The 23,869-nt window shown below is 40.0% G+C and carries 18 protein-coding genes; all 18 read right to left on the bottom strand.

The window, feature by feature from the left end:
* Window positions 1-6: 6 nt before the first annotated feature.
* Window positions 7-1,236 carry a glycosyltransferase family 4 protein gene (locus QGP82_RS14470; protein ID WP_499059847.1) on the bottom strand — a complete coding sequence of 410 codons (1,230 nt, stop codon included), beginning with the start codon at window positions 1,234-1,236 and terminating at the stop codon, window positions 7-9.
* Window positions 1,236-2,510 (bottom strand): glycosyltransferase, encoded by a 1,275-nt coding sequence (locus QGP82_RS14465; RefSeq protein ID WP_499059845.1) that lies wholly within the window; start codon window positions 2,508-2,510, stop codon window positions 1,236-1,238. The genes QGP82_RS14470 and QGP82_RS14465 overlap by 1 nt, the downstream gene beginning before the upstream one ends.
* Before the next feature lie 138 nt (window positions 2,511-2,648).
* A complete protein-coding gene (locus QGP82_RS14460; protein ID WP_499059843.1) occupies window positions 2,649-3,755 on the bottom strand; it encodes an acyltransferase family protein in 1,107 nt (368 codons plus the stop codon).
* Entirely contained in the window at window positions 3,755-4,915 is a 1,161-nt protein-coding gene (locus tag QGP82_RS14455) for a glycosyltransferase family 4 protein (RefSeq protein ID WP_499059841.1), read from the bottom strand. Before QGP82_RS14455 ends, QGP82_RS14460 begins: the two co-directional genes overlap by 1 nt.
* Window positions 4,916-4,963: 48 nt before the next feature.
* Window positions 4,964-5,551, bottom strand: a complete 588-nt coding sequence (locus QGP82_RS14450; protein WP_499059838.1) for an O-methyltransferase — start codon at window positions 5,549-5,551, stop codon at window positions 4,964-4,966.
* A 138-nt stretch (window positions 5,552-5,689) separates the two neighbouring features.
* Entirely contained in the window at window positions 5,690-6,640 is a 951-nt protein-coding gene (locus tag QGP82_RS14445) for a glycosyltransferase family 2 protein (RefSeq protein ID WP_499059837.1), read from the bottom strand.
* A gap of 92 nt (window positions 6,641-6,732) precedes the next feature.
* On the bottom strand, window positions 6,733-7,314 hold the full coding sequence (locus tag QGP82_RS14440; RefSeq protein ID WP_499059835.1) for a serine O-acetyltransferase: 582 nt from the start codon (window positions 7,312-7,314) through the stop codon (window positions 6,733-6,735).
* A 290-nt stretch (window positions 7,315-7,604) separates the two neighbouring features.
* Window positions 7,605-9,131 (bottom strand): lipopolysaccharide biosynthesis protein, encoded by a 1,527-nt coding sequence (locus QGP82_RS14435; protein ID WP_499059834.1) that lies wholly within the window; start codon window positions 9,129-9,131, stop codon window positions 7,605-7,607.
* A gap of 147 nt (window positions 9,132-9,278) precedes the next feature.
* Window positions 9,279-10,454 carry a polysaccharide pyruvyl transferase family protein gene (locus tag QGP82_RS14430; RefSeq protein ID WP_499059832.1) on the bottom strand — a complete coding sequence of 392 codons (1,176 nt, stop codon included), beginning with the start codon at window positions 10,452-10,454 and terminating at the stop codon, window positions 9,279-9,281.
* A gap of 142 nt (window positions 10,455-10,596) precedes the next feature.
* Complete coding sequence (locus QGP82_RS14425; protein ID WP_499059830.1) at window positions 10,597-11,550, bottom strand: FkbM family methyltransferase; 954 nt, start codon at window positions 11,548-11,550, stop codon at window positions 10,597-10,599.
* 170 nt (window positions 11,551-11,720) lie between these two features.
* Entirely contained in the window at window positions 11,721-12,902 is a 1,182-nt protein-coding gene (locus tag QGP82_RS14420) for a glycosyltransferase family 4 protein (RefSeq protein WP_499059828.1), read from the bottom strand.
* A 2-nt stretch (window positions 12,903-12,904) separates the two neighbouring features.
* Complete coding sequence (locus tag QGP82_RS14415) at window positions 12,905-14,080, bottom strand: glycosyltransferase family 4 protein (protein WP_499059826.1); 1,176 nt, start codon at window positions 14,078-14,080, stop codon at window positions 12,905-12,907.
* Entirely contained in the window at window positions 14,077-15,288 is a 1,212-nt protein-coding gene (locus tag QGP82_RS14410; RefSeq protein WP_499059825.1) for a glycosyltransferase family 4 protein, read from the bottom strand. The genes QGP82_RS14415 and QGP82_RS14410 overlap by 4 nt, the downstream gene beginning before the upstream one ends.
* A 45-nt stretch (window positions 15,289-15,333) precedes the next feature.
* A complete protein-coding gene (locus tag QGP82_RS14405; RefSeq protein WP_499059822.1) occupies window positions 15,334-16,563 on the bottom strand; it encodes a hypothetical protein in 1,230 nt (409 codons plus the stop codon).
* Window positions 16,564-16,833: 270 nt separating this feature from the next.
* Window positions 16,834-17,823: an FkbM family methyltransferase gene (locus QGP82_RS14400; RefSeq protein WP_499059820.1), complete on the bottom strand. Its 990-nt coding sequence runs from the start codon at window positions 17,821-17,823 to the stop codon at window positions 16,834-16,836.
* Window positions 17,824-17,868: 45 nt separating this feature from the next.
* Entirely contained in the window at window positions 17,869-18,999 is a 1,131-nt protein-coding gene (locus tag QGP82_RS14395) for a glycosyltransferase family 4 protein (RefSeq protein WP_499059818.1), read from the bottom strand.
* A gap of 53 nt (window positions 19,000-19,052) precedes the next feature.
* A complete protein-coding gene (locus QGP82_RS14390) occupies window positions 19,053-20,330 on the bottom strand; it encodes a glycosyltransferase (RefSeq protein WP_499059816.1) in 1,278 nt (425 codons plus the stop codon).
* A gap of 61 nt (window positions 20,331-20,391) precedes the next feature.
* Window positions 20,392-21,453 carry an MraY family glycosyltransferase gene (locus QGP82_RS14385; protein WP_499059813.1) on the bottom strand — a complete coding sequence of 354 codons (1,062 nt, stop codon included), beginning with the start codon at window positions 21,451-21,453 and terminating at the stop codon, window positions 20,392-20,394.
* Window positions 21,454-23,869: the final 2,416 nt, after the last annotated feature.

Genomic DNA, 23,869 nt, shown 5'->3' with positions numbered 1-23,869 from the left:
TGCCCCTCATAAAGGATTAGTCTTAACACTTCTATATACCTCTATGAGAGTATCACCTAGGGCTGTTTGACTAAAACGTTCAGCAACCGATTTTCTTGCATTGGATGCCAACTCCTCTCGAAACTGTACATCTCTAACTAATTTATCAATGGCATTAGCTAATTCTTTAGCATTGCCTGATTCAAAACCTACTCCGTCATAATTATGTGTAAACAACTCTACTGCTCCACCCGATCGAGAAACAATCACAGGTTTCCCTGAAGCCATGGCTTCTAAAATAACCAAGCCGAAAGGCTCAGGTTGAGTGCTCGCATGAACTACAATAGCTAGCTTTTGATACGCCTCTGCTACATTTTTCTGAAAGCCCCAAAACTCAACATGTTCGTTGATTCCTAAGTATTGCACTCGTGCTCTGAGAAAGTCTTCAGAGAACTGAGAACCTTGGGTTTTATAAATAGGCCCTCCCACAATGCAAAATCGAGTATCGCAATCTGGCATTGTGTCCACAACTATCTTGGCAGCATCAAGGAAAATATCATGCCCCTTCCACTTGGCGAAAGTAGCCACTAAGCCAACTTTTAGAGGCTGATTAGGTACCTCAACTTCACTTTCAGTAAAAGTAAAGCGTTCCAAATCGACAGTATTGTAAATTGTCGTCACCGATAAATTGGGTAGGCAAGTGCGAACATCTCGGGCAACAGCCTCGGACACGGCAATCCCTAAATCAACGTTTGAAGCTAGCCGCCTCAACATATTTCCAATTAGCGGACGAGTGCTATAAAAATCATGAATATGCCAGACGACAGGTGCGGGCAGCCGCTTCATTATGCCTAGAAGAAGATGAGTTTTAATACCATTTGAATGGATTAGATCAGGCCGAATACATGCCAATCTGTTATGCAAACTAGACAGATACCGACTCAAAGCTGGTATAGCTCGAATGGCCTGCCAGCTAAAACGGATATACCTTAAAAAGCGAGGCAACCTGGAAAGTCCTGAGTCACCTAATTGACTTAGCTGCATTGGTAGTGGTAACAGCTCGACAGAAACACCTAAAGCCGCTGCTTCAGAGGCCAAAGAACCCTCAGTACCTAAAATTAGATAAATGTTTAAGTTGGGCTGTGCTGATCTTAAAGCTGACATCATAGACAGCAATACTCGTTCCCCGCCACCTATAAATCCAACAGGATTCAGGAATACGACTGTCTCTAGTTCTGAATCTAAAGATTTCGCCATCAGCCTAATCTATGAGACAAAGATAAATTCATATAAGTTTTGGCGATAGTCTTAGCGTGAGCTGACCAGGTGTATTGACTCACATGGTCGAGACGAGTTCTGATGTCAGGAGCCTGCCCTGGATTCTTTAGAAGCTGGCAAACAGTATCTACCCAAACAGGCACCTGGGCGACTGGACAGAAAACAGCTGACTGACAACCAACCTCCTTAAGAGCAGGAATATCACTGGCAACAACAATAGCACCGCAGGCAAGTGCCTCTATCACTGGTAGACCAAATCCCTCAGATTCACTCGGCTGAAGAACAAGCGCGGCATTGCGATACAGTTCAGCAAGGGTAGAGCGTTCGAGACCTTTAAAGTGAAAAATATGTTCGGCTAAATTAAATTGACGTATCTGCTGCCATTGACCTTCTGTCCAATCTCCGCCTACCTTAACAAGTTTAAGGTCTGGAAAGTCATGACGAACGCCTGCAAACACATCTAACAATATGTCAATTCGCTTCCGAGGAATACAGCTACCCACATGCAAAAGATAGGGTTTTCCCTCTAGTCTGCATAATACTGCTTGTGCTTCCTTACTAATAGGAACATTATATACAGACTGCCGGGCGACAAACTCTGAGCTAATGCCTAAAGGAGCCTTAATTAGTCGATTACTATTAACCAGCTGATATTTTTCTATTTGATGACGAACTATATCAGTTGTGTAGAAAACGACTACGGCTTTTTTCATGCCATTCAAAATTCTGGATGACATGAAACGAAACCATTGTGGACGAGGCTCAATGTCGGGCTCAACAATTGACTTAAATGCATCAATATCGTGACAGAATACTCCTGTCCTGTTAACAGGTAAGTTATAGATAAGCTGCGCATAAGTATGGTCAACAATATGAAAATAGCGGTTTGGTTGACCGTTACAGTTAGCATTTAAATACCGAGGATAGTCAAAAAAACGATTTAGAAGGCGATCGCCATTAAAGGCAACTCGCTTATGCTTCAAATACGGAATGTTCTGAAATCGTCGTACGAAACTGGGACAAACAGCTGTTGTTTCTAGAGGGTTAGAGTTTATGTGCGGCAGATGTTTTATCAACATCTGTGCGCATAAATCCATACTTTTCCATCCCTCTTCGAGATAATCGGTAATAACAGTCAATTCAGTGAAAAGCATATTCAGAGAACTCCAATTTTCTCCCATTTCAAGTGAAAAATTTAAGTAAATTTTGAATATTGGTAAACTAATTTCGCTGATATTACTAATCAGGATCAATTGAGCACCATGAGAACATCAAAATAGTTTCAACATATTTTATGTTGTGAATCATGATGACTTTCAATTATTGAGACAGCTGATTAAGATGACTTTATGTTGTCACAAGGTTCAGCTGTCCCCACCGACTTACAATATCTATTCCGAAAGATTTATGGAAGTTCTACAAGATACATGACCTTCTACGGGAGCTTCACTGTGTTTCATCACAGCAGCAATCTTAATCTGTCGTGACCATGACGCAGCTGGTTGCTCGCAGACTAAATTAAAAAGAACAGAGAAAGCAATAGATAGAGTTACAGCAATCAATATCAAGAACCAAGCAATCATCTCTGATTGAAGTGATAATGATTTGAAGACGATTCCTAATCCTAATCCAACAAATCCATGAACTAGGTATAAACTGTAAGAAATCTGCCCCAAGCTAGACAAACATTTAGGATAAGAATTGGGGATAAACGGGAAGCGCTCCATGGAGAAAAGGATGAAAGATGTAGCTAATACTGTCACACCGATAATCTCTCCACGATAAAAGTCAAGACCTGCCATAGCACTTGCTAGAGTGAAAAGGATAATGGCTAACTTTTGGTTGCATCTCGCATAATAAATCAAGATTCCCAGGCCAAACTGATACCATAAGCAAGGGAACCAAGCATTTGGCAGTACTTCAAAAGTATTAATTAGAATAGAAGCTACTACCGTAGCTGAGAAATAGAGTACCTCACGCTTTTGAAAATATCGATGGATAATAATATTAGATAGTGAAAACACAATATAGAATTGTGCTTCAAGACACAAAGTCCAATGTACAATATCAAGAGGTGTGTATTCTAATATATCTTGAGCGTAGACCAGATGCGCTACGACTTGAGCGACTGTAACTGTTGTGTTTTGGAAAAAACCAAACATCCTCCCAGTCACTATAGTCAGAGCGAAGAGACTAACCATGCACCAGTAGGGTGGTGTTAGTCGAACTAAACGACGAAGTGTGAATCGCACGCCTGTATTAAATGAGAAGCGATAACGAGAAGCTGTCAGCGCAATCACATAACCACTTAATACAAAGAAAATAGGAACTCCAACATACCCATATTCAGTAATATTTACTATACCCTGACTCCAAAAGCTCATAGGAGTTTTTGACAAAGATAAATAACCCGTAAAATGAAAGAGGACAACAGCCATTGCAGCCAAGCCTCTTAAAACATCAATTACCTCTACACGTTTTGAAATAGGCATATTCATCAAGAAGTGTGCATTTCACTCAACTCATTGAAAAAATCAAGGTACTGCTGAGCAACGATTGGCCAGCTATAGTGTTCCTTTGTCTTGCACAGACCTTGTACAGCAAGGTTCCGTCGTTTTTCCGGACTTTCTAGAAGATTAGACAAGTTCTCTAACCACCCTGACATATCTTGTTCGCCAACGACTACACCTGCCCCCTCTAAAACAGTTGGAATCTCACCACTGTCGCTTCCTATAACGGGCACACCACAGGCAAATGCCTCTATTAACATGCGACCAAACTGCTCTCGCCAATTTGGTCGAGTTTGGCTAGGTGCACAGAGCAAGTCCATCGCATTCAGATATCCAGGAACATCGTTATGCCGAACATCAGTGCAAACTCTCACCTGCTTAGGATACTGGTTTGCCCATTGAGTTAACTGGTCTTCCATTGGACCTTTTCCTACAAACAATGCCCTCCAGGGAGTTTCAAGTTGCCCCAAAACTTCCATCAGCAAATCAAGCCCCTTCTCAGGAACAAATCGTCCTAAATAGCCAACAACTGGCACATCAGAATCTCCCCAATCTAAAGATTGACGAACCTGAATTCCAGCCTCTTTATTAGGATAGAAGTGATGAGCATCCACCCCCAAAGGGATCAAACGCATTGGTAAATCGTAGCCTTGTCGGGACTTTAGTGTCTCAGCAACCGTCCTTCCCGAACAGATCCAACCGACTGCCTGTCCCATAGAGTAATTTTCAACCCAGTTGAATGGAGGAGGATACTTCTTATTGTGGCTTTGGGCAGTTCTGTAAACAATGGGAATATGGCTAGGCGTCCACCAGGCTATCTGACCACCTGCCAAGATATAGGGCTCCTCCCAGCAATGGATCATGTCCCAGTTTTGGTGCAGAATCTCTCGGAGTCGCCAACCATAGGTCATAAAGTGGATTTTCTCACTCAAATAGGTTGGAACAGATTCTAGTTGAAATGCCTCGGTCTCGCCTGGAGAAGAGGCTTCCAGCTTTACTGGCCTTAGATCTCCACCCATGAAAGTCGGTGCGACAGCAGTCACTTCCCAGCTGTCTTTTCCGAGCAAAGCCATCTCATGCGCTAAACGTCTGTTTAGCGCAATGACGTAGGAATGAGCAATGGAAAGAAGTTTGCGTGAGCGAGCCATAATAGGTCCTTTTTTATATAGGGGTAGAACAGGTTCTACAACTTTTGTCTAATTTTTCTTCCAGATAGTCGTTTCAGTCATGACATTATGGCTTTGATGTATGATAGACCAGCTTTTGGGTACTCCCCACTCATCAAGCGGCATCCTATTAGTGTTGTCAACTAGCAAGAAGCCTCCTGGCTTGATTTTAGGTATAGCCGATAAAATGCAAGCTTGACGATAGTGCCCATCCACAACAACAAAGTCAAGGGTCTCATCTTCGAACTCTTCAGAGACTTTTACATATTTGGGATTAGAACCATAGTGAGCCGGGGTAGGTGCGTTAAGCGGATGATCTAATTCGATGTACCTTAAATCAACGTTGGGTATCTGCTTAACATTAAGCTGGCTAGAGAGTTCGGTATACCATGCTTTATTGTATTCAATACTTACAAGTGACTTAAGCCGCTTAGAAAACCATAAGGTACTTCTCCCACTGCCCCATTCCAAACCAGTATGTTCTGTCGTTAGGTGCTTATCACACCACCGAATGGCTCCCTGTGCGATCCAAGGCTCATCAGGATGAAATATTTCATATAATTTGTACTGCAAACGTTTAGCCAGATAAATTGGTTTAAAGAGGGACTCTATTTTCATACTCAATTACCTAAAAAGTTAAAAACATAAAGGGCGAGAACATAGAAAGGCCATTTGAAGACATAAGGAGTTAGCTTAAAATAAGAAAAACGTTAAACGAAGCAATTTTATAGGATTTCATAAGCAATTCAGTTGCTTTTACACATTATTGGTATAACCTTCAAGACGCTTCTGACTACCATCTCTCCAACCACTGAATTTGTACTGGGTTGACTTTATCAAAATTCCAAATTCTCTTGCTATTTTCCCATATTTCTTTAAAGCCCACAGACTAGACAAAAAACCAGGACTACCCGTAGATCCAACTAGCAGCAAATATGCTAAGCGAATTCCTCGTACAGTTCGAGCACTATGCTTTGAGAGAATAAAAGCTTGATTGTAACAAGCATTATATATTTTTACTTGCAAATCTCCGTCTCGTCCGCCTTTATAAGCAGTATTCGTTGGGTAATGATTTACCACATTACTAAAATCAAAGATAATTCGATAACCTTTACTTTTAATCTTTAAGCAGGCCTCGAGTTCAAACATTTGCCAATAGGGCTTGAGAGAATCCTCGAAGCTATCTAAAGCCACTCTTCTAAAACTGAAGTTATATCCTACTAAGTGTTCAACTTCTTGAGGGCTACGACATTTCCAAGTATCATCATGGTCATACATATTCCCATATATCTTTCCAAACCAACTGAGTTTTCCAATGGGTTCAACTCTTCGTTTTGGAAAAGGAGAAAGATCTGGCTGATAGTTATCAGCCGGTCCACCGACAGCACCTACAGTAGAGTCAGAATAAAAAGAAACATGTTTCTCTATCCAGTTGGCAGGGGCTGTAATGTCGTCATCGCATAATAGAATAATATCTCCTTTAGAGTTGCAAAAGGCAGTATTTTCTGCAGCAACAATATTAGGTTGAATGTTATGCAATAGTTTTAGTGGAAAAGACAAACTGGATGATATTTCGGAAGCAGCATTTCGGGTCTCAACATCATCACCTTGCCAGACAACAATCACTTCGTCAGGTAAAAGAGTTTGTTTAGATAAACTATCTAAACAGCTAGACAGCTTTTTAGGCCTCTTAAAACTCGGTATCAAAACACTCGTAGAGTATAAACACATAATTGAATTCTCAAGTAGCTAAAGTTTATAACAGCAATACTTCTCTGTTCCTCAGCTGGCAGCTCTTTTCAACTCGCTACATCTAACGAATATTGAGAGGACTTAGAAATGGTTGGTTTACCAGGACGAGCAAAGACTCCGTCAGCCAGATCTTGCGATACAACGGTGTTAGCCCCAATAGAAACATGATTGCCAATTTTAATCGGCCCGGAAATGACAGCACCAGTGTAGATACGACCATCAGACCCAATAATTGGCAACCCAACCTTTCCTGGACTACCCCCAATAGTAACGTTTTGGAAGATCCAGCTGCGCGGGCCAATGATCGTTTCAGCGCCAATAGTTATATTTCTAGGATGAGGGAAAATAATACCTCCCGCAATATTTGCTAAAGGCGAGATTTCAGAAGAGTACCATTGTCTTGAAAAAGCAAACAAAATGCTAGAGCAGATCTTACCAAGGACCCCAAAGTTACAGCGTAGTAAATGAGTAATTCTGTATATTAATATCAAATGAAATCCGCGAGAGAGCATGATTATCTTTAGATAGACACACATCCAAGAAATAGCTGCTTTATTTCGATGGTCAGGAGGAACATGTGCAATAATGTCCTCGCGAAGATTATTAAAAAATAAATTCACAAAGTCCATAATACTACAGTAATTTTAAATAGAGATTGTAGTGCAATATCAATAGCCACTATACAAACAAAGTGGAAGGGATAGATGGGCTTTGTTTGTATATGGAAAGCTTTGACTAAGCAAGGTGATAAAGATATTATGGGAACAGTTTTTTTGCACATTTTTCCATTGATTCAAGTAGTAATTTTGCTCTCCTTTTATGTTACTCTAGCTCCTCCATGAGATAATTTTTCCAGATGTGGAGCAGTTTTTTTAATCAAATAGGTAGTTGTCAGGCTACCTAAAAAAGAATTAACTTACTATCTTCTTAGAGGTCCTAATAATCGATTTTTCCACATACTTCTTTCAAGATCAGTTAATAGGAAAAGCCAAGTTGAAATCATATATAAAACTGAGACTAAAGACATGTTAAATATTAAACTCACCCAATCTTCAGGAAAATCAAAAAAGATTGGATAAAGAAACTGACACATTAGAATAAAAAATAAAGAGAGAAAAAGAGGCTTAAGAACTGAAAATATCAATAGCCTCAAAGGAACTCTAAAATTTTTTTTGATTAAGACTGGATACCACCAAGCATATGTAAGTAAGAAAGATAAAAGAGTTCCTATTAAGGGGCCAGCTATACCCAGCGAATAGCTTAGCCTGATACTCAGGACAACGTTAATTAGAGATGAACATATGATAGGTGGAAGAAGTTGCTCAACTTTGCCAATAGCCTTAATAGGTAATGCCCAAACAGAAAACAATGCTAAAAGCATTGAATTCATAGCTGCTACTTGCGTAACCAATGCGCCTGCGTACTTATCTGGACCAATCCACAGGGACAAGAAACTTCCATTGAAAATTACAACAGGAATTAAAAAAATTCCTCCCAAAATTGAAGTAAGCTTAGTGACCTCGATAATTTTTACACTAAGTGTCTCAAACTCGCCGCTAAAATATAGTTCAGCTAGCCCAGCCCAGCTCGCATTGGCTATGCCCTGCATCTGAGTCTGAGCTATCAAGCAAAGCTTTTGAGTCAAAAAAAAGCTTACAACTGAACTGGGACCTATGACGGCAGCGATAACAATATTATCTGTCATTATGCTAAGTCTTCCACCAAGAGCCATCAAGATATTTTTCAAGCTGCCTTGCCATAGAAGAACTTTAAGCCCTGTAAGATCATGACTGCGCTTAAAAATACCTATCAAAGACTTGATTGGGTATTCATTCGAGAGAATATATATTATAAAGAACAGATTGAAAAAACTACCTAAAAGTAAGGCCAGAAATTGACCCGCAATGCTCCAACCTAAAATAGCAAAAGATATAGATGAAATATATATCACTAAGCTTTGCAATAAATTTGAAAAATTTATAAAGTAACCTAGCTGTTTGACTTGTGCAAGAAGCGGATAAATTGCTAATGGAGCCAATAATATTGAAAAAAGACTTATCAATACACCCAACTGTAAGCCAAAGGTATGTTCAGGTTCAACAGGAACAAGTTTTGTGATAAAGATTACTAAACAGATTCCAAGTAACAGCATTAAAACTGTCGCCTTGCAATATGCCTCAAGACCAATCTTCAGTACATCATAGATACCATTTTTATCCCTTTGAGCAATAGATTTTGAAAGCAGAGGTAGTAGCCCTCCTCCGATACCGATAGTGATAATACTTAAATAAGCAACCCAATCCATTGCTACACGAAAAGCTCCGAAAGCTTCATCACCTAAATAACCAATCAGTTTAGGTGTGATATAAAAACCAATTAAAGTAATAGAAATGGATACAGCTGTGCTGCTACTGTAGGTCAGTACAGCTTTGCTAGCTCGGTTCATCACAAGGATTTGTTTGAAATGTGACAGGACTTAAGTATTGATAGGGAACAAAATACACGCTATTGGGTTGGTTATCCTACAAATACTAGAAACTACATACATATGAGTGCATCTCAGTCTTGATTTGTTATTCTTTCAGTTACCCTACTACTTGATGAAAGCATTTAGGTTTTGTAGCGCTTTTTTATGATTCTCTAATCTGTCATCAAACTTCTTAGAGTTGATACACCAGCCGTTACTCATAGCTTCATCAAGCATTGATGAGAACTTATCAATGCTTGATGAAGCAGGACTATGGCAAGAACTATGTATGAGAATCCAGTTTTCAAGGTTGAGCATATTAAACAATCTCTCTATCTTCTTTGCGTAACACACAGCAACCGTAGGGATACCATTAGTAATCGAATAAATGGCACCATGTAATCTGGCAGCAACACAGCAGACAGGATCCTTCAAAAAATCATCTATATTCTGCCCATAACAAATCTCTTGGGGATGATTCGGATATTCATGAGATATTTCCTGAAAAAGAGATCTGCAAATTTCTAAGTCATATGGATCACAAAAGGAAATCCACCGCAGCTTCAAGCCTCTTCTTATACCAGAAACAGCGATTTTTATCCATGTATCTCGCATATTTTCAATATTGGCTACACATGGAATTAAAGCAAGAACTTCCTCACAAGCCTTATGTCGCTGAAATGGTTTTTGACTATAACTGACTCTCTCAAACAAGACGGGATCAAGACCAACATGAATATTTCTGCTATATCCAGTTTGAGTCAAAAGTGATGCAGCTTCAATAGACCTCACAGAAATCCAGCTATCAGAATCATTCATTGTATTCACCCATTGTTGGGCAGTTTTCAGATTGTAAGGTTTATACTCAGCATCACCAAAATAATAAATAAATTTCGAACAAACTGTTTTTGCCCAAAGCAGCTCTTTGTATCTTATTTTTACATGAATTGGAAACCCTAAAACACCTCCTGTTAAATAGTAGTCTCCACGCATTCCAGAATTTTTATTGAGAATCTGTTGACGTTTACGAGAACGATCAAAGGTACCTTTTAGAAAATCTCTTCCTATTGCCAACTTAGGCATCTCTAAAAAATCTACCCCTTCAGATTCAATTCCTTCAACAAAGTTTTCTTCTAAAATAGCAAACACTTTCTGATACTTAGACTTATTACGTAAGAGAAATGCATTTAGCAAAGCATCATCTCCTAAATTTTGCTTACCAAAGCTTCCACTTATAAGTGCAAAATTATTATTTTGTTTTTTTTCTTTTCTAGCTTCTTCCTTATATAAATTAATTGTCATAAGAATCACCAAGCTATGTAGTAAATAAATCAGGATAAACAAAAAAAATAAAGCTTAAAAGTCTCATTAGCTTGTAATAAACTTAGTCATAGCTGCAAGTCATCTCACTCATTAATCTATTATAAAGTTAATATCTGATTATCTAAAGGCATCGATTTTTCTCATATCCAGCCATTGCCCATTGAAAAATTTCTTTCAAAGGAAAATCATGATTAATCATATGAGCAATTTTTAATTCATATTTTTCTAAGCTTGGCAAAAATATGGCATTTTTCTGATTAACAGTTTGTATAGATTCAACTGTTACTTTTCTGAATCCTGATAAATCTATAAAATAACCCTTGTAATTTTGCTCTAGGAAATAATCCAAAATTTTTCGCGGCGATGTCTTTAATCTATTTAATGCTTTAAGATTAATTTCAATTAAGAAAATAGGTTGATTTTCTTCGACAGTTTTTTGCATTCCTAAGAGAGCATTATATTCTGCTCCCTCAATATCCATTTTTATAAAGTCAACTGAACTGATGGAGGCTTCTTGTCTATATTCATCTAGAGCAACTACACGAACATCCGATTTCAAGCATCCATCATACACACCTATACTATAAGAACCAATATTGTCACTCATCTCAGGAGATAGTCCCAAACTCACGGAGGAGTCTGAATCCCAAAGACCACATTGATGGAGTATCACATTAGAAATATTATTTTTAAGGATATTATTTTCTAATATTGAAAAAGTTTGATCTATAGGTTCAAAACTGTGAACTTTCCCCATTTTGCCAACAATACCTGACGCAAGGAGAGAGTATTGCCCAATATTTGCACCTGCATCAATCACCGTCATTCCAGGTTCTAGCAGTCTTGTAAAAAGATAAGATTCTATGGGTTCATAAACACCATGGAAATAGATCTGTCTCTGAACATGATCCTTTATATTGCAAGGTAGAGCTAAACCATTGGGCAGTTTAGCTTGTACAACAATATCTTTATCTAGCCTAGCGCCAAAGTTTTCAACTTGTTGATAATGCCATCCAGGTGCAATACCTGTTGAACCCCATGCTCTTAACAGTTGATGCTGGATTTTAGTAAGCATTAAGTTTTCTCCTAGAAAATATTACTGAAAGTTAAAAATAATGGGTTAGAATATCTTTAAAACAATCAAAAGTTACGGTTGTTTTCATGTTACTGAGGCATGCACGTGCAGACAAGGTTATATCCTGCATCAACTAAAGCCGATTTGTCATGCACTTACAAACCAATTCTTTATTTTGGGCTTAATTGCTGGCCTGATGCCTTCAAATACATTGAGAATGTTTTCTCGGCTGTTTTTTTCCAACAAAATTTTTTTGATTGTTTAATGCATATATCCTTTGTATTATCTCGATCAACCTTTTCTAGAAAATGAACCACGGCATGAACAAATTGTTCATGGTCCTCTGGGTCAACAGTTATTCCAGCCTCCCCAATAACTTCTGCAACCGCACCTAACGTGCTTCCTATAACAGGCGTCCCTTTAGATATAGATTCTAGGGCAGGTAAACAAAAGGTCTCTCTCCAAGATAATGTTGTTAGTATTTCCGCCTGCTCATAAAGTAGAGGTAACTCATCTTTCAAGTCAGATAGAAAATATATATCTCTTTCTAACCTTAGATGCAACTTCTCAGCTTCTTTTATTAAGAAGTTTGGAATACCATAAGTCCCAACTGTTACAAGTTTAAGATTTTCCCTATGTTCTTTAACTTTAGAGAATGCCTTTATAAGACCGATGACGTTCTTGTGATCTTCGTAGCCTCCCACGTAGAGAAGATATGGCTTCTCTATTTTCTTTCCTCCTATTATTAGATCCTTACTTTTATCTTGCTTTCTATCGGACAAAAACTCTTCGTCTACAGCAAGATGAGTCGCTATAACTTTTTTGGGATTTGCGTTCAAAAACTCAATAATCTCACCCCTAGAAAAACTGGAGGGAGTTAAAATAAAAGCGGCTTTTTTGACCTGTAGATACAGTAGAGCATTTTCAAAATTTATCTTATTTGGATCAAAATCGTATCCAAGATAGTCTTTTGCTTTTCCTGGTAATAATTTTCTATGTGTCAAAGCATAATAACTATGTGCTGTCACACTATGAATTGTAAATATAACAGGGCAAGGAGATAATATAGGAACTCCTCTCTCGGCTGGGGCATGGTAAATATCAAATTTCCCCTTTAACAAAGCAATTGGTATGACTAATTGTTCCCACGAAAATCCTCCGCAGTCAGATAAGCCTACTACCTTACAATTAATTCCGTTAATATTTTTAGGATTAATAGGTTCTGATTTTCTATAGAATAGAGTGATATCATGACCGACATTAGAAAGTTCTTTAATAAGAGAAATAGTATATCTATCCATTCCTCTCATAACTGAGGAAGTCAAATTTCGTACATCAAATCCAATTTTCATAATTATTGCTTTGAGCTAATCTGTTCATAGACACTTTCCACCTTTGAGACAGTTGATATAATATTAAATTTATCTTCCATTAGCTTTCTAGCTTGGTCTCTACAAGCTTTAGAAAAGGATGAATCAGTTAACATTTCTACGGTTCTAGCAATCAATAGTTTGTCATCATCTGCAATACCTGCATGGACCCTATCCTCAGCTTCTAATCCTTCAACTCCTTCTTGTGTCGTAACTACGGGTGTTCCCAAGGCAAAAGCTTCCATTACCTTGACTTTCATGCCGCTTCCTGAGTCTGGTGCATACAATAAAACATCAGTACTTTGAAAGTACGGAATTATATCTGGGACATCTTGATAAATTTCTAAACCAGGCGTATCTATAAAAGATCCTAAGGCATTCTTCGCTGAGCGTCCCACAATTTGTAATCGTGAATTAGGCACTGCCTCGTTAATACTTGGCCATAAACGAGTCAGCAGCCTTTCCGCTGCTAAATAAGAGGGTCGCCAGCCAAAGTTACCAATAAGCCCCACTGTCGGAGCATGATTAGCAAGCTTATCTTTATCAAATGGATATAGAGACAAATCTATGCCCATAGGTACTGTATGGAGTTCAGCCTGTGGATTTAGCTGTTGAACGGAGTGAGTTAATCTATCCGTCAATGTGCTAATCAAGTTAAAAGATTTTAATAACTTTCTTTCAGCCCTACAGCTGAGTAATCGTCTAAATTTATTCTCTAGCGTATTTGGAGATTGAAAAGTGCCATCAACTGAGAATAGGTAATGGATATTGAGAAGCGCTTTACTTTCATGCCCCTTCCCAAGCCAACCGCTCCAAATCTGTTCTAGATGTAAAACATCAAACGGTTTTGATAGTTCACGTTTTAAGTCTTTTTGTAATGCTTGACTAAATATATAAGAGTAAGGTTGTTGAACTGTTTTAAATTTGCCGAGTATTCCTGATTTTTGATTATATAAATAACACCTTATATCGTACTCAGATGAGGGGAAAGTACTCTTGATTTCATCAATCTCATTTATACTCTTACAGGCAACAAAAGTTGTGAGACAATACTTTCTTTTAACTAGTTCCTTTAATAAAATGTAGTACCACCTACCATCCGCAGTCCCAAAGGGTAAAGGGGGAGAAGGTAGAACTAATAGAATACGCAACGGTTTCATCGTGCAGTTTCAATAACGGTCAAAATTTTCTTGGCCATTACATCCCAGGACTCTTTCCTTAGCTGGCTAGAAAGCTTTCGAGAATAGCCCTTAAAGTGCTCTAAATTATTTATACACATACATAGTTGCTCTTTCAGAGCGTTTGAATCGTTAAGATCAACAATTTTTAGCTCCTCTAGTTCAGGTAAATATCTTTCTGCTACTCCCGCTGTTTGGCTGACTAATGTGGGTAAACCACAGCAAAGCGCCTCATGTACCCCCAATCCATATGCTTCGTATCGTGTAGGTGCAATTAAGCAGTCTGCTGCCCTAAGTAGATTGGGAACATCGTCTCGAAATCCTAAAAATTGAATATGGCTTTCTATTCCTTCATCGACTAAGCGCTGTCGCCAAATAGGTAATTCGGCTCCAGAGCCAATTACCATGAGCTGGCCATCCCAGTTTGGGATTTGACATAGTTGCTTCCAAGCATCGAACAATGTATCAAACCCTTTGCGACGATCACCCAGTGCCCCTATAAACACACCGATAAATCCTTCTGATGACCATCCAAGCTCGTGACGAAGGAGTTCTCGTTCTTGACTTGTGGCTGGTTTGAATATATCCGTATCGATTCCGTAGTAAACACAGTGAACTTTAGTTGGTGAAGCACCCACCTTCTCGGTTAGATCTTGTTTGGTACGCTGTGAATTAGAGACTACAATTTTTGCTTTTGCGATCGCCCGTTTTTCAGCTCTTAATGATCGCTGGCGAGTCATTGCTGCTTTAATTTTTTGCAGCCAGCTGACGGCCTGAGTGGGTCTATAGGCCGCGTGCACATAGTGCACCCAGTTAACGTCTCCCCACTGACAGTTGCCACCATTAACAATAACCCTAGTATCACGAGCAGAAAGCTGTGCTGCTATCCTTTTGCCAAACCAGCTCAACAGTACTCCCCCTAAAAGGTAAGAATTTAGCGGCTTGGAGACCTTATGAAAGGTTACATTTTTATAAGCAATAAGTTCAGGTGCAACGCGATAGGCAACGAGATGAAGCTCGCAGCCTGTTCTCGCTAGATAACTGGCCAAAGCATAATTGGCCCGATCCATACCACCAGTTTTAACAAAATCACCTGTTATGAGTAGATAAGGCTTAGTTAGTAACAGTTGTTCTTCCGATTCTAATATCTTGTCTTTTGAAGACATTAGAGAAGCAGATAGCGTTTTCATCGTAATAAGTACTCTATCAGTGTAAATATTTGAATTTTAAAGAAGTTAGGTCGGCTCTAAGGGATAAAGAAGCTTATTCTGCACATTCTGTCGCCAACTCGTGCAAGCTGCTGTGTAAAGTGCTGCATTTAACAGCCAAAATTCCATACCTGTCTGACTGATAAAAAGCGGATAGTTGAATGTAATAGCAAGGGAACCAACGTCATATGCAAAAATTAGCATTCCCCAAAACTGTAGATCGCCCATTTCTCGACTCATCGCAATTTTCCACGCAATGTGGAAAGCTATCAATAAAGCCGCTACGTAAGCAATGATCAGCAGAACGCCACCGTCAAACAGCCACGCTGTCCATTGAATTTCTACCCACAGCGAGGGACTATGGAAACTATCATGGCCAAAATAACTATGCATCATCCCCCATCTACCTAGACCTGCCCCTAGCGGGTATTGAGGCAAATGATGATTTAAAGTCTCCTCTAAAAAGTATCCTCGATGTTCATAATAAACAGCATCTGCACGATCAGCTAACAGCGCCGAAAAGCGATCAATTGTTGATTGACCGCCAACAGCAACGGCCCAGCCCATTACCGCAATGCTGATACTAACTATTCCACCGCTAAGTGCTGCTAATCGACCAATTTTTTTCTGCACTAGTAAAACTAGTGCAAGGCTCAATAGGCAAATAATGACAAACATCAAAACTGAGCGCACTTGTGTCAGAGTAATGACAAATAATCCTATTGCCGAACTCAAAGCACAAAATCCTTGCAACAAGCGATTTCGAGAGTTTAAGGCGATGCCTACACCAAAGATAATTGCATAAAAACCTGCTAATGCCGCTCCCCCTGGCTGATCGGTTAGACCCATGGGTCGGTAGACAGTTTGACCGTTGGCCAACGTAATTTGTAACCCTTCTAAAAAGGGATTACTCTGAGAAGCTGTGGACAAGAATGGTTGAAATTTACCTGGATAGTAGACCTGTAAGACACCGAATAAAGCACTAATCGAGTGGAAAAGCCACATTATAAGTATGAGTAGGCGAAAACCAGACGTTGTTACATTGGTGTGTCTTACCCAAAAAATTGGCCCCAAAATTGCTACATACATAGCAATTTGAGCAGCCCAGCTCAATAGTGTATTCGTTTGAGGATGAAGAATAGAACACAACAGAATAAAAATGATAACAAACGCCGGTCGCGTAGCAGGATACTTGAATCGGCCTCCCCTCAACTGCACCAGCAGGAATAGGCTGAGTGCAAACGTGGCAACTCGCATTGGGATTCTCAAAACCCCAAATTGAGGGAGCAGTAGCAACAGCTGTAATAGGAATTGTAGGAAAATAAAAGTCTGAGGCCAGCCCCAATCTTGCTTGAGACTACCTAGAGCAGTTTTTCTTGAATGGGAAATCGCTGTATGCACTTCAGTAATGGATGAAAAATGGTGTTTTTTCTAGAGGAAAAATTTTCTAATTATTCATTTAAATTCTTACCATGAAGATAAGTAAATCATTAGAATAACAACTTCGATTAAATAAGATGACCTCAATTATCTTGACAAAATTTTCCAACCTTTACGCTCAAATCGCCTAATTGCTCTTTTAGGTTGGCAAGTCGCAAGTAGGCTCTTCGGTAACCAGCGTACTTCTGACACAGGCATATGAGGATTAACTAATGATGGTCCATAGAAATTTCGTTTGAGGCGGAATATACTGTATCCCCACTCCTCAAAATATTGAGTCACTGATGTTGGGTAGTCATTATGCTCTTCAAATATACAATCTCGTATTTTGTGTTGGCGAAGCAAATTGGCTGTACCTTTCAAAACGTTTAGCTCATGACCTTCCACATCCAATTTCATTACACCTATTGAGGTATCTGGAAGTACTGTATCTAAACTTGTTGACTTAACGGAAATATTCTCAATTTCAGGCTGACTAACAGAATCTGCATTTTGGAAAGCAATTGATGCAAGGCCTCTATTTGTATCGAAGCCAAGTGGTTCACTGATATGAACAACCCCTATACGATCTGAGAGAGCAACCTGTTGAGAGATTAATGTCACGTTTGACAGCCTTGTTTGCCAATTCTTGAGATTGAAGCTAAGCTCTTCAAAGATTTCAGGGTGTGCTTCAAAAGCATAAACTTTACCACCGGATTTTAAGGCAGTTCGAGCAGCTAGTATGGCGGACATGTATCCAATATTGGCACCCACATCTAAAGATATTTCTCCTGGGTCAGTTAAACGCCAAAGGGCTTCAGATGTCACCAAATCGACCACTCCTAAAGTAGCCAAAGCTTTGCCATGTTCTTCCAAAGGCCGAACTCTAATTTTTAGATCGCAGGGCATAGACAAATCGGCAAATTCTGAAGAGATATCACTCTGCACATTTAAGAGTCTACGGTAGAGATACTCAGGCTGATATAAGTACTCTGGCTTCAAGATGCCTAGAAGATTCATAACTTCAATTGGTCTAGAAAAACTATATAAACACTGATTAGGAATTGTTACATTAACTACCCTGCCTGGTTTAGCCATTGTAAACATCTCTCTCAAAAATTGACTGGTTACCTTGAGAGACTATTATGCTACTACTAAACTCTTGGTTAATTGTTCGAATATTTGATGCAAGCGTGCTATCTGCTGCGATGGATCACAGAGATCCTTTGCTCTCTTAGGACCTCCAACTGCTAGTCTTCGTCTGTAAATATCATCTATGATCAAAGTCCTTAAAGCCTCACTCAAAGATTCTGGAGATTCTGGAGGAACCAATATACCGCAGGAGTCATCAACAATTTCAGGACCGCCTCCACCTATATCAGTAGTGACAACAGGGAGGCCTGCATACAACGCCTCAATAAACGCAATTCCAAAAGCGTCTGGTGCAGCATTAGGCTGACAATAAATATCAGCAGCAGTCAAAAGTTCAGGAACATCAGAACGATGACCCAGAAAGTGAACTTGATTGTGGATTCCTAGCTCTATAGCTTGATGCTTTAGTGAATTCAGGTAATTTTCTTCGTGTTCCCTTTGTACGCCTCCTGCTATCCATAATGTCCAATTTTCAAGTTTTTTTAATCGCCCTAATGCCTGAATCAAATTATGTTGTCCTTTCAACCAATCTAGACGTGATGTCTGGACAATGACAACATTCTCGACAGGTGTCTTCAGTTCTCTGCGTATCTTGCGACGGATAGCATTAGATTTTTTAGAAATACTCGACTCAACCGGACAGTAAAGTAGCTCTGTCCTGACATTTTTGTAAAGCTTCGATATAGTTTTTAACGTGCAGCGGCTGTTTGCAATCACTAAGTCAGGCTTTGTGAGTTTTGCCCATCGCTCTATCCAATGTTTGCCTTTAGGAATATCATGACACCAGAATACCAAAGCAGCAGACGACATTTGAACAACAGGAGCAAAGATAGCCTGCACCCAAAAACTATGACAGATCACCACATCAAACTTCTGACGCTTCAACAATAAGCGCAGCTGCCGTCGCGCTGACAAAATAGTCCACGGCTTACTAGTTTTGGTGTAACCAATCTGATGCACTTCAACATTAGATGCACGTAAAGCATCTGCTAATTTGCCATCAAAGCAAAGCGCAAAATGTGGCTCTATTTGGTGGCATAGATTGCTTTTTCGAGACAGCGTAATCAATAAAGTCTCTATGCCACCAAACAAGTTGCCCGAATAAAGATGTAAAACTTTCATAAATCAGAATCCGATAGAATTGTTTTACTTGAGAAGATTCTACTTTAGAGTTGTTAAGCGCTCACACCCTCCTTTGCTTTTAGGGGCATGACGAGGTCGTGTGGTTGACCTAAAACATTCCTATAAATTTCCAGGCTTTGTTCAGCCATTCTCATCTGCTCAAATTCTTTGCAGGCACGCCTTCTGGCAGATTCAGCCAAGTGATTTCTCAGCTCTTTATCCTCAAGTAGCTGGCTAGCAGCCTTAGCTAGTGCTTCTGCATCACCAATTCCAACAGTGAAACCTTCCTGCTGATGTCGGCTTACCCACGACACACCGCTACCAGGAATGTGTGTATTGATGACTGGACAAGTACTGGCCATGGCTTCAACCTGCACTAGACCGAATCCCTCACTGCGCGCGTTTGAGGGAAACCAGAAGGCAGTAGCAGCCTGATAGGCCCCAGCTAGCTGATCTTGATCAACATGCCCCAACCAGACTACTCGCTCAGAAACACCTAGCTGAGTGGATTTCTCTTTTAACTTTTTTTCAAGTTTTCCTGTCCCTATAATCAACAACTTCCCTGGAACTTTAGTAAGAGCTTCTAGGGCCATATGAATTCCCTTGTAATAGATTAAGCGACCCACACATAACCAGATTTGATCACCATATTTATGTTCTAAATAGCTCCTGTAAGCTACGGAGGCAGGCGTTGGATTGAGGTAAAGTTGCAGATCCAGACCCAAGGATAAAACTTTTACTTTTGAATGAAATATACTCAATAAGTTGGAACCATCCAAATAATTAGGGCTTGTCGCAAGAATGTATACAGCTTTCTCATATACAAACTTTTTGAAAGGGTATAATAAAAATTTTCTAAATCTCTGTTTAATGATGTCGCTGTGATGTGTGACGACTAGTGAGGCAGTTCCTAGTTTCCGAAAGCTAGCAAAGAAGCAAACTAGGTACCACCCTAATATCATTGTTGGATTAGGAGTATGGATATGAACAATGTCATATTCTTTGCTTGTTGCAACGGTCCACAAATATTTAAGTAAGTCTAGGGACAAATCGAGCTTTGCAATAGAAAGCAAGCACCTAAAGCGAATCACACAAACGCCTTTATCGACTTCAATGGTGTTACAACCACTCAAGTTTTGGCTTTTATGGAATTCTTTTGAGCTACTACAAAGAACGCTAACGTCGTGTCCAAGTTCTGCTTGAGATCTTGCCAGTGACTGCACATGAGTCTCTATTCCTCCCGGTACAGGTGGATAGTACTTCGATAAATGACAAATTTTCAAACGTCGTATCGGAGATACAATATGTTGTGACTCAAGTGCTGTAATCATTAGTTTTTACAAGAACAGTTCATTTAATTGGGTAGTAAAAGCGAAACGTTCAAGAAAGTCTTTAGGAAACCTGCGCCACTCGCCAGGCTCGCCAGGAAGCAATGCCAAGGATGGGTGTAGAAATCACCATTGCCAAAATACCATTGGGAATCGGAGCCAGGGTAAAGGCCCAGCTACCAATCCAGAGGCTGAGGGCATAGATAAATAACACAGCACCACGATGGGAAAAACCAATCTTCAATAACCGATGGTGTAAATGGCTTTTGTCAGCAATAAAAGGAGACTTACGCCGCAGCAACCGTGAAATAATCACCAGTGTCATATCAAAAATTGGCACCGCTAATACAATCAATGGAATTGTAACGGCAGTTGCCCCTTTTACCAGACCGGTCACGCTAATCACCGCCAACATAAACCCAATAAAATAAGATCCCCCATCACCCATAAAAATACAGGCCGGGTTAAAGTTATAGACCAAAAAACCACACAGGCTACCCACCAAACACATGGCCAACAACGCCACCGACGGTTCGCCAATAAATAAACAAATCCCCACGGTGATCAGGGCAGCAATGGCGCTCACCCCCGAAGCTAAGCCATCTAAACCATCAATCCAGTTAATGGCATTCACCATCCCTGCAATCCATAACAACGTGATTGGCAAGCTTAACAATCCTAGATGTACCAGACCTATGCCTGGCACATTAAAAAAGTCAATGCGAATGCCGTTTTGCCACACTAGGGCTGCGATCGCTAACTGACAGACTAAACGAAACTTAGGCGAAAGTCCTTTTAAGTCGTCACAAAAGCCCAATAGAAAATAACTACTGCCCCCCAGTAAAATAATTGCTATTTCTCGTTGGGCCATCGGCAATAAATAGCTAAAGCCACCTAATCGCCAGAGACAGATGGCGGCTGCCAGTGTACCCAGAAAAATACCAATCCCTCCCAAACGTACCATTGGAACTTGATGAACCTTGCGATCGTCGGGCAAATCCACATGGCTGCAACGAATTGCTAATGTCCTAACAATGGGGACACTAACAACAACAACAACAAATGCACTGATAAAAGCAAAAAAATAAAAACCGTAGCCAAAAAACAACGCTGACAAATCAAGCATCACATTAATGCCAACATAGATCTAACAAGTAATAGATGTTGGTATTCGCAAACAGCACGCTCTTCAGGTCTTAAATCAATAACCGTCAAGCAGTTTCGATGCAACTTCTCTTAGTCAAGGCGTTTTCTTGAAAAGACTATACCGGTTAAAAGCCCCCAGTCAGACAGAATCGTGATATTCCCCCTAGGCATACTAGATTTTTCTAAATGCTAGGAGAAATAAACCTCAAAGCTTCCCAATGGTGGAGGGTTTAGGGGCATAAATAATAGGTAGCTTCTTTATCAGAAATATCCTCAGTAAGTTGCAGATAACATTCTTGGTAGAGCCCGCTTTTTGCTGAAATACAGCAGATGCATTGACTTAGGAAGCGGCAAATAAATAAAGTTCCCATACTACAATTTGTCACAGGCACTTTTGTCAAGCATATCCCTGATGTGGACACGTTATCCATAAAAAACAATTATCGATAACATGTGGTTTCTAAAGATTGTTCGTAAGAAAGAGCGCATCGTCAGCTAGAAAACCTATGAAAAAAATACTGCTACCATCCAACAGCCTCGGGAGTAAGAGGCCATTAGACATAGAAAATAAACAGACAGTTCAAAGAAACAATACTTTACACCAACCGACAAGATCGTATTTTTACATCACCTACCTAAACACACAATTGAAAAAACATAGCACTGTCTCAAGGTAAGCGATTACTGATTTAGAGGATAAACCGGTCTAGAGGCATTGATACTTGACGGTATCTCACAACTAAAGTCATCCCGAGGATCAGCAATGCCCCAGTTAAATAGCCTTGATGACGTACTGAGCAGATCTACTTGATATTTCCCAATTAAGTTACTGGTAACATTGTCATATTCCGGATGAAATAACCACCTATTTTTGATGGAAATCCTTTCCTAATAAAGGATACAGCCACTCAGTATAATCACGGGCAGGGGTAGTTAATCAAACGCAGCATGGGGGAACCCCCAGTATCCTAATTAGGCGAATGTAAATAGTTCCACAAAAGAGGGTCTGAACAATCTGAACCCACTTGGTCTGCTGCTCACCCACAGAAATATCCTGAGAAGGAAACTGTCCTACAAGATCATCTCATGCTGTTTTTTTGTTATAAAAATAGGGCAAACTCTAAAATGCCAGGTTCCTACTATCAGTGCTTCAGAGCTAAATATTTATATATAATCAGCAAACTCAAGCATTGAGTAAATTTTCACAGAACGATAGACTAAATCAAAGCTATTATGCGGAGATAGCCTCCAGAATCTCGAATAATAATACTATCAGGTTATATTTTTGTCAATCGACCATTATCGACTGGCCGATAGTCTCAATTCTCTCTCAGTCATTGAATTTTCCTTTGGCAAACGATTGAATATTAATAAGATTCCAATCGTGAAATTGTGTAGCCCCCTCCCTTACCAAGGTCTACGGTGTATACATAAGTCAGAGAGAATGGCTAAAACCCTTAAAAATCATAGGTTTCAATATGGCCTGCCAGGGGTTCCCCTGACGAAGGGGAACCGTCAGGGAGGGGTCTGGATAACTAGCGCTAACACCTGTAGACCACTCCGTTGGTTCCTCCTTCGTAAGGCTACAGTGTCCACACAAGTACTGGAAACTAGCGTTCGCGGTTGCCTCACCCCCTTTAACTCCCCCCTTGGTAAAGGCAGGGTTGTTTCGTGTTCACCAGAGAAAATCTGTAAGGCTTATTACTTCATTCATGCTGAATCGAGAGATGATCGGAGGGAGCCAAAACCGGTTGCTTGGGGTCCCTCCGAGTTCCCCGAACCCCCATGGTTAGGGCCGGGAGGCCGCCCTAAGGACCCAGCCTACTAGGTTGTCCTCAATGGCATTAAATTAAGGGTTACGGCGGGGTCAATTAATCAGGTTATCGCATTGTTGTTTGGCCCACCTCCAAGTAGGGCATGTCTTTCCTCAAATGAGCTTTCAATACCTTCAGATTTTCTGTCTAGACAATGAAACAGACCTACTCCTGGGAGGGGACAAGGTATTCCCCTCAGCCTAAAGAGCAGGCTTCGCCAACTTAAGGGAACAGACCTCCAACATGTCTCAAAACAGTACATTCTTTTCATGCAAAAGTCTTAGTCCCACAGTCCAAATTCTTGATGAGGACTCGTAAAAAACTATACTCATCTCTCCGTCTTTCTACTATTTGCTAACTATATAAAATAGATATATAGCAACGCCATAAAGTTCAGGATTTTCCGGATATTACGGGCCATCGACAGCATTTCTCTAGAGGGCGATAACGGCTTCTCTGACTATTGTCTGTGGTGTTCAGGTCTACCTACATTATTGTTAAACGTTTCAGTATTTGCTATTGCTGATTTAAAGGATAAACCAAACTGTTAAAAGCGGCATATCTCAGCATTCTTCGATAACG

The sequence above is a fragment of the Leptothoe sp. LEGE 181152 genome (genome assembly GCF_032906605.1).
In the GTDB taxonomy this organism is placed as follows: Bacteria; Cyanobacteriota; Cyanobacteriia; order Phormidesmidales; family Phormidesmidaceae; genus Leptothoe; species Leptothoe turfae.
Note: the sequence above shows the minus strand (reverse complement) of the source record. Positions and strands in the feature narration are given on the sequence as shown.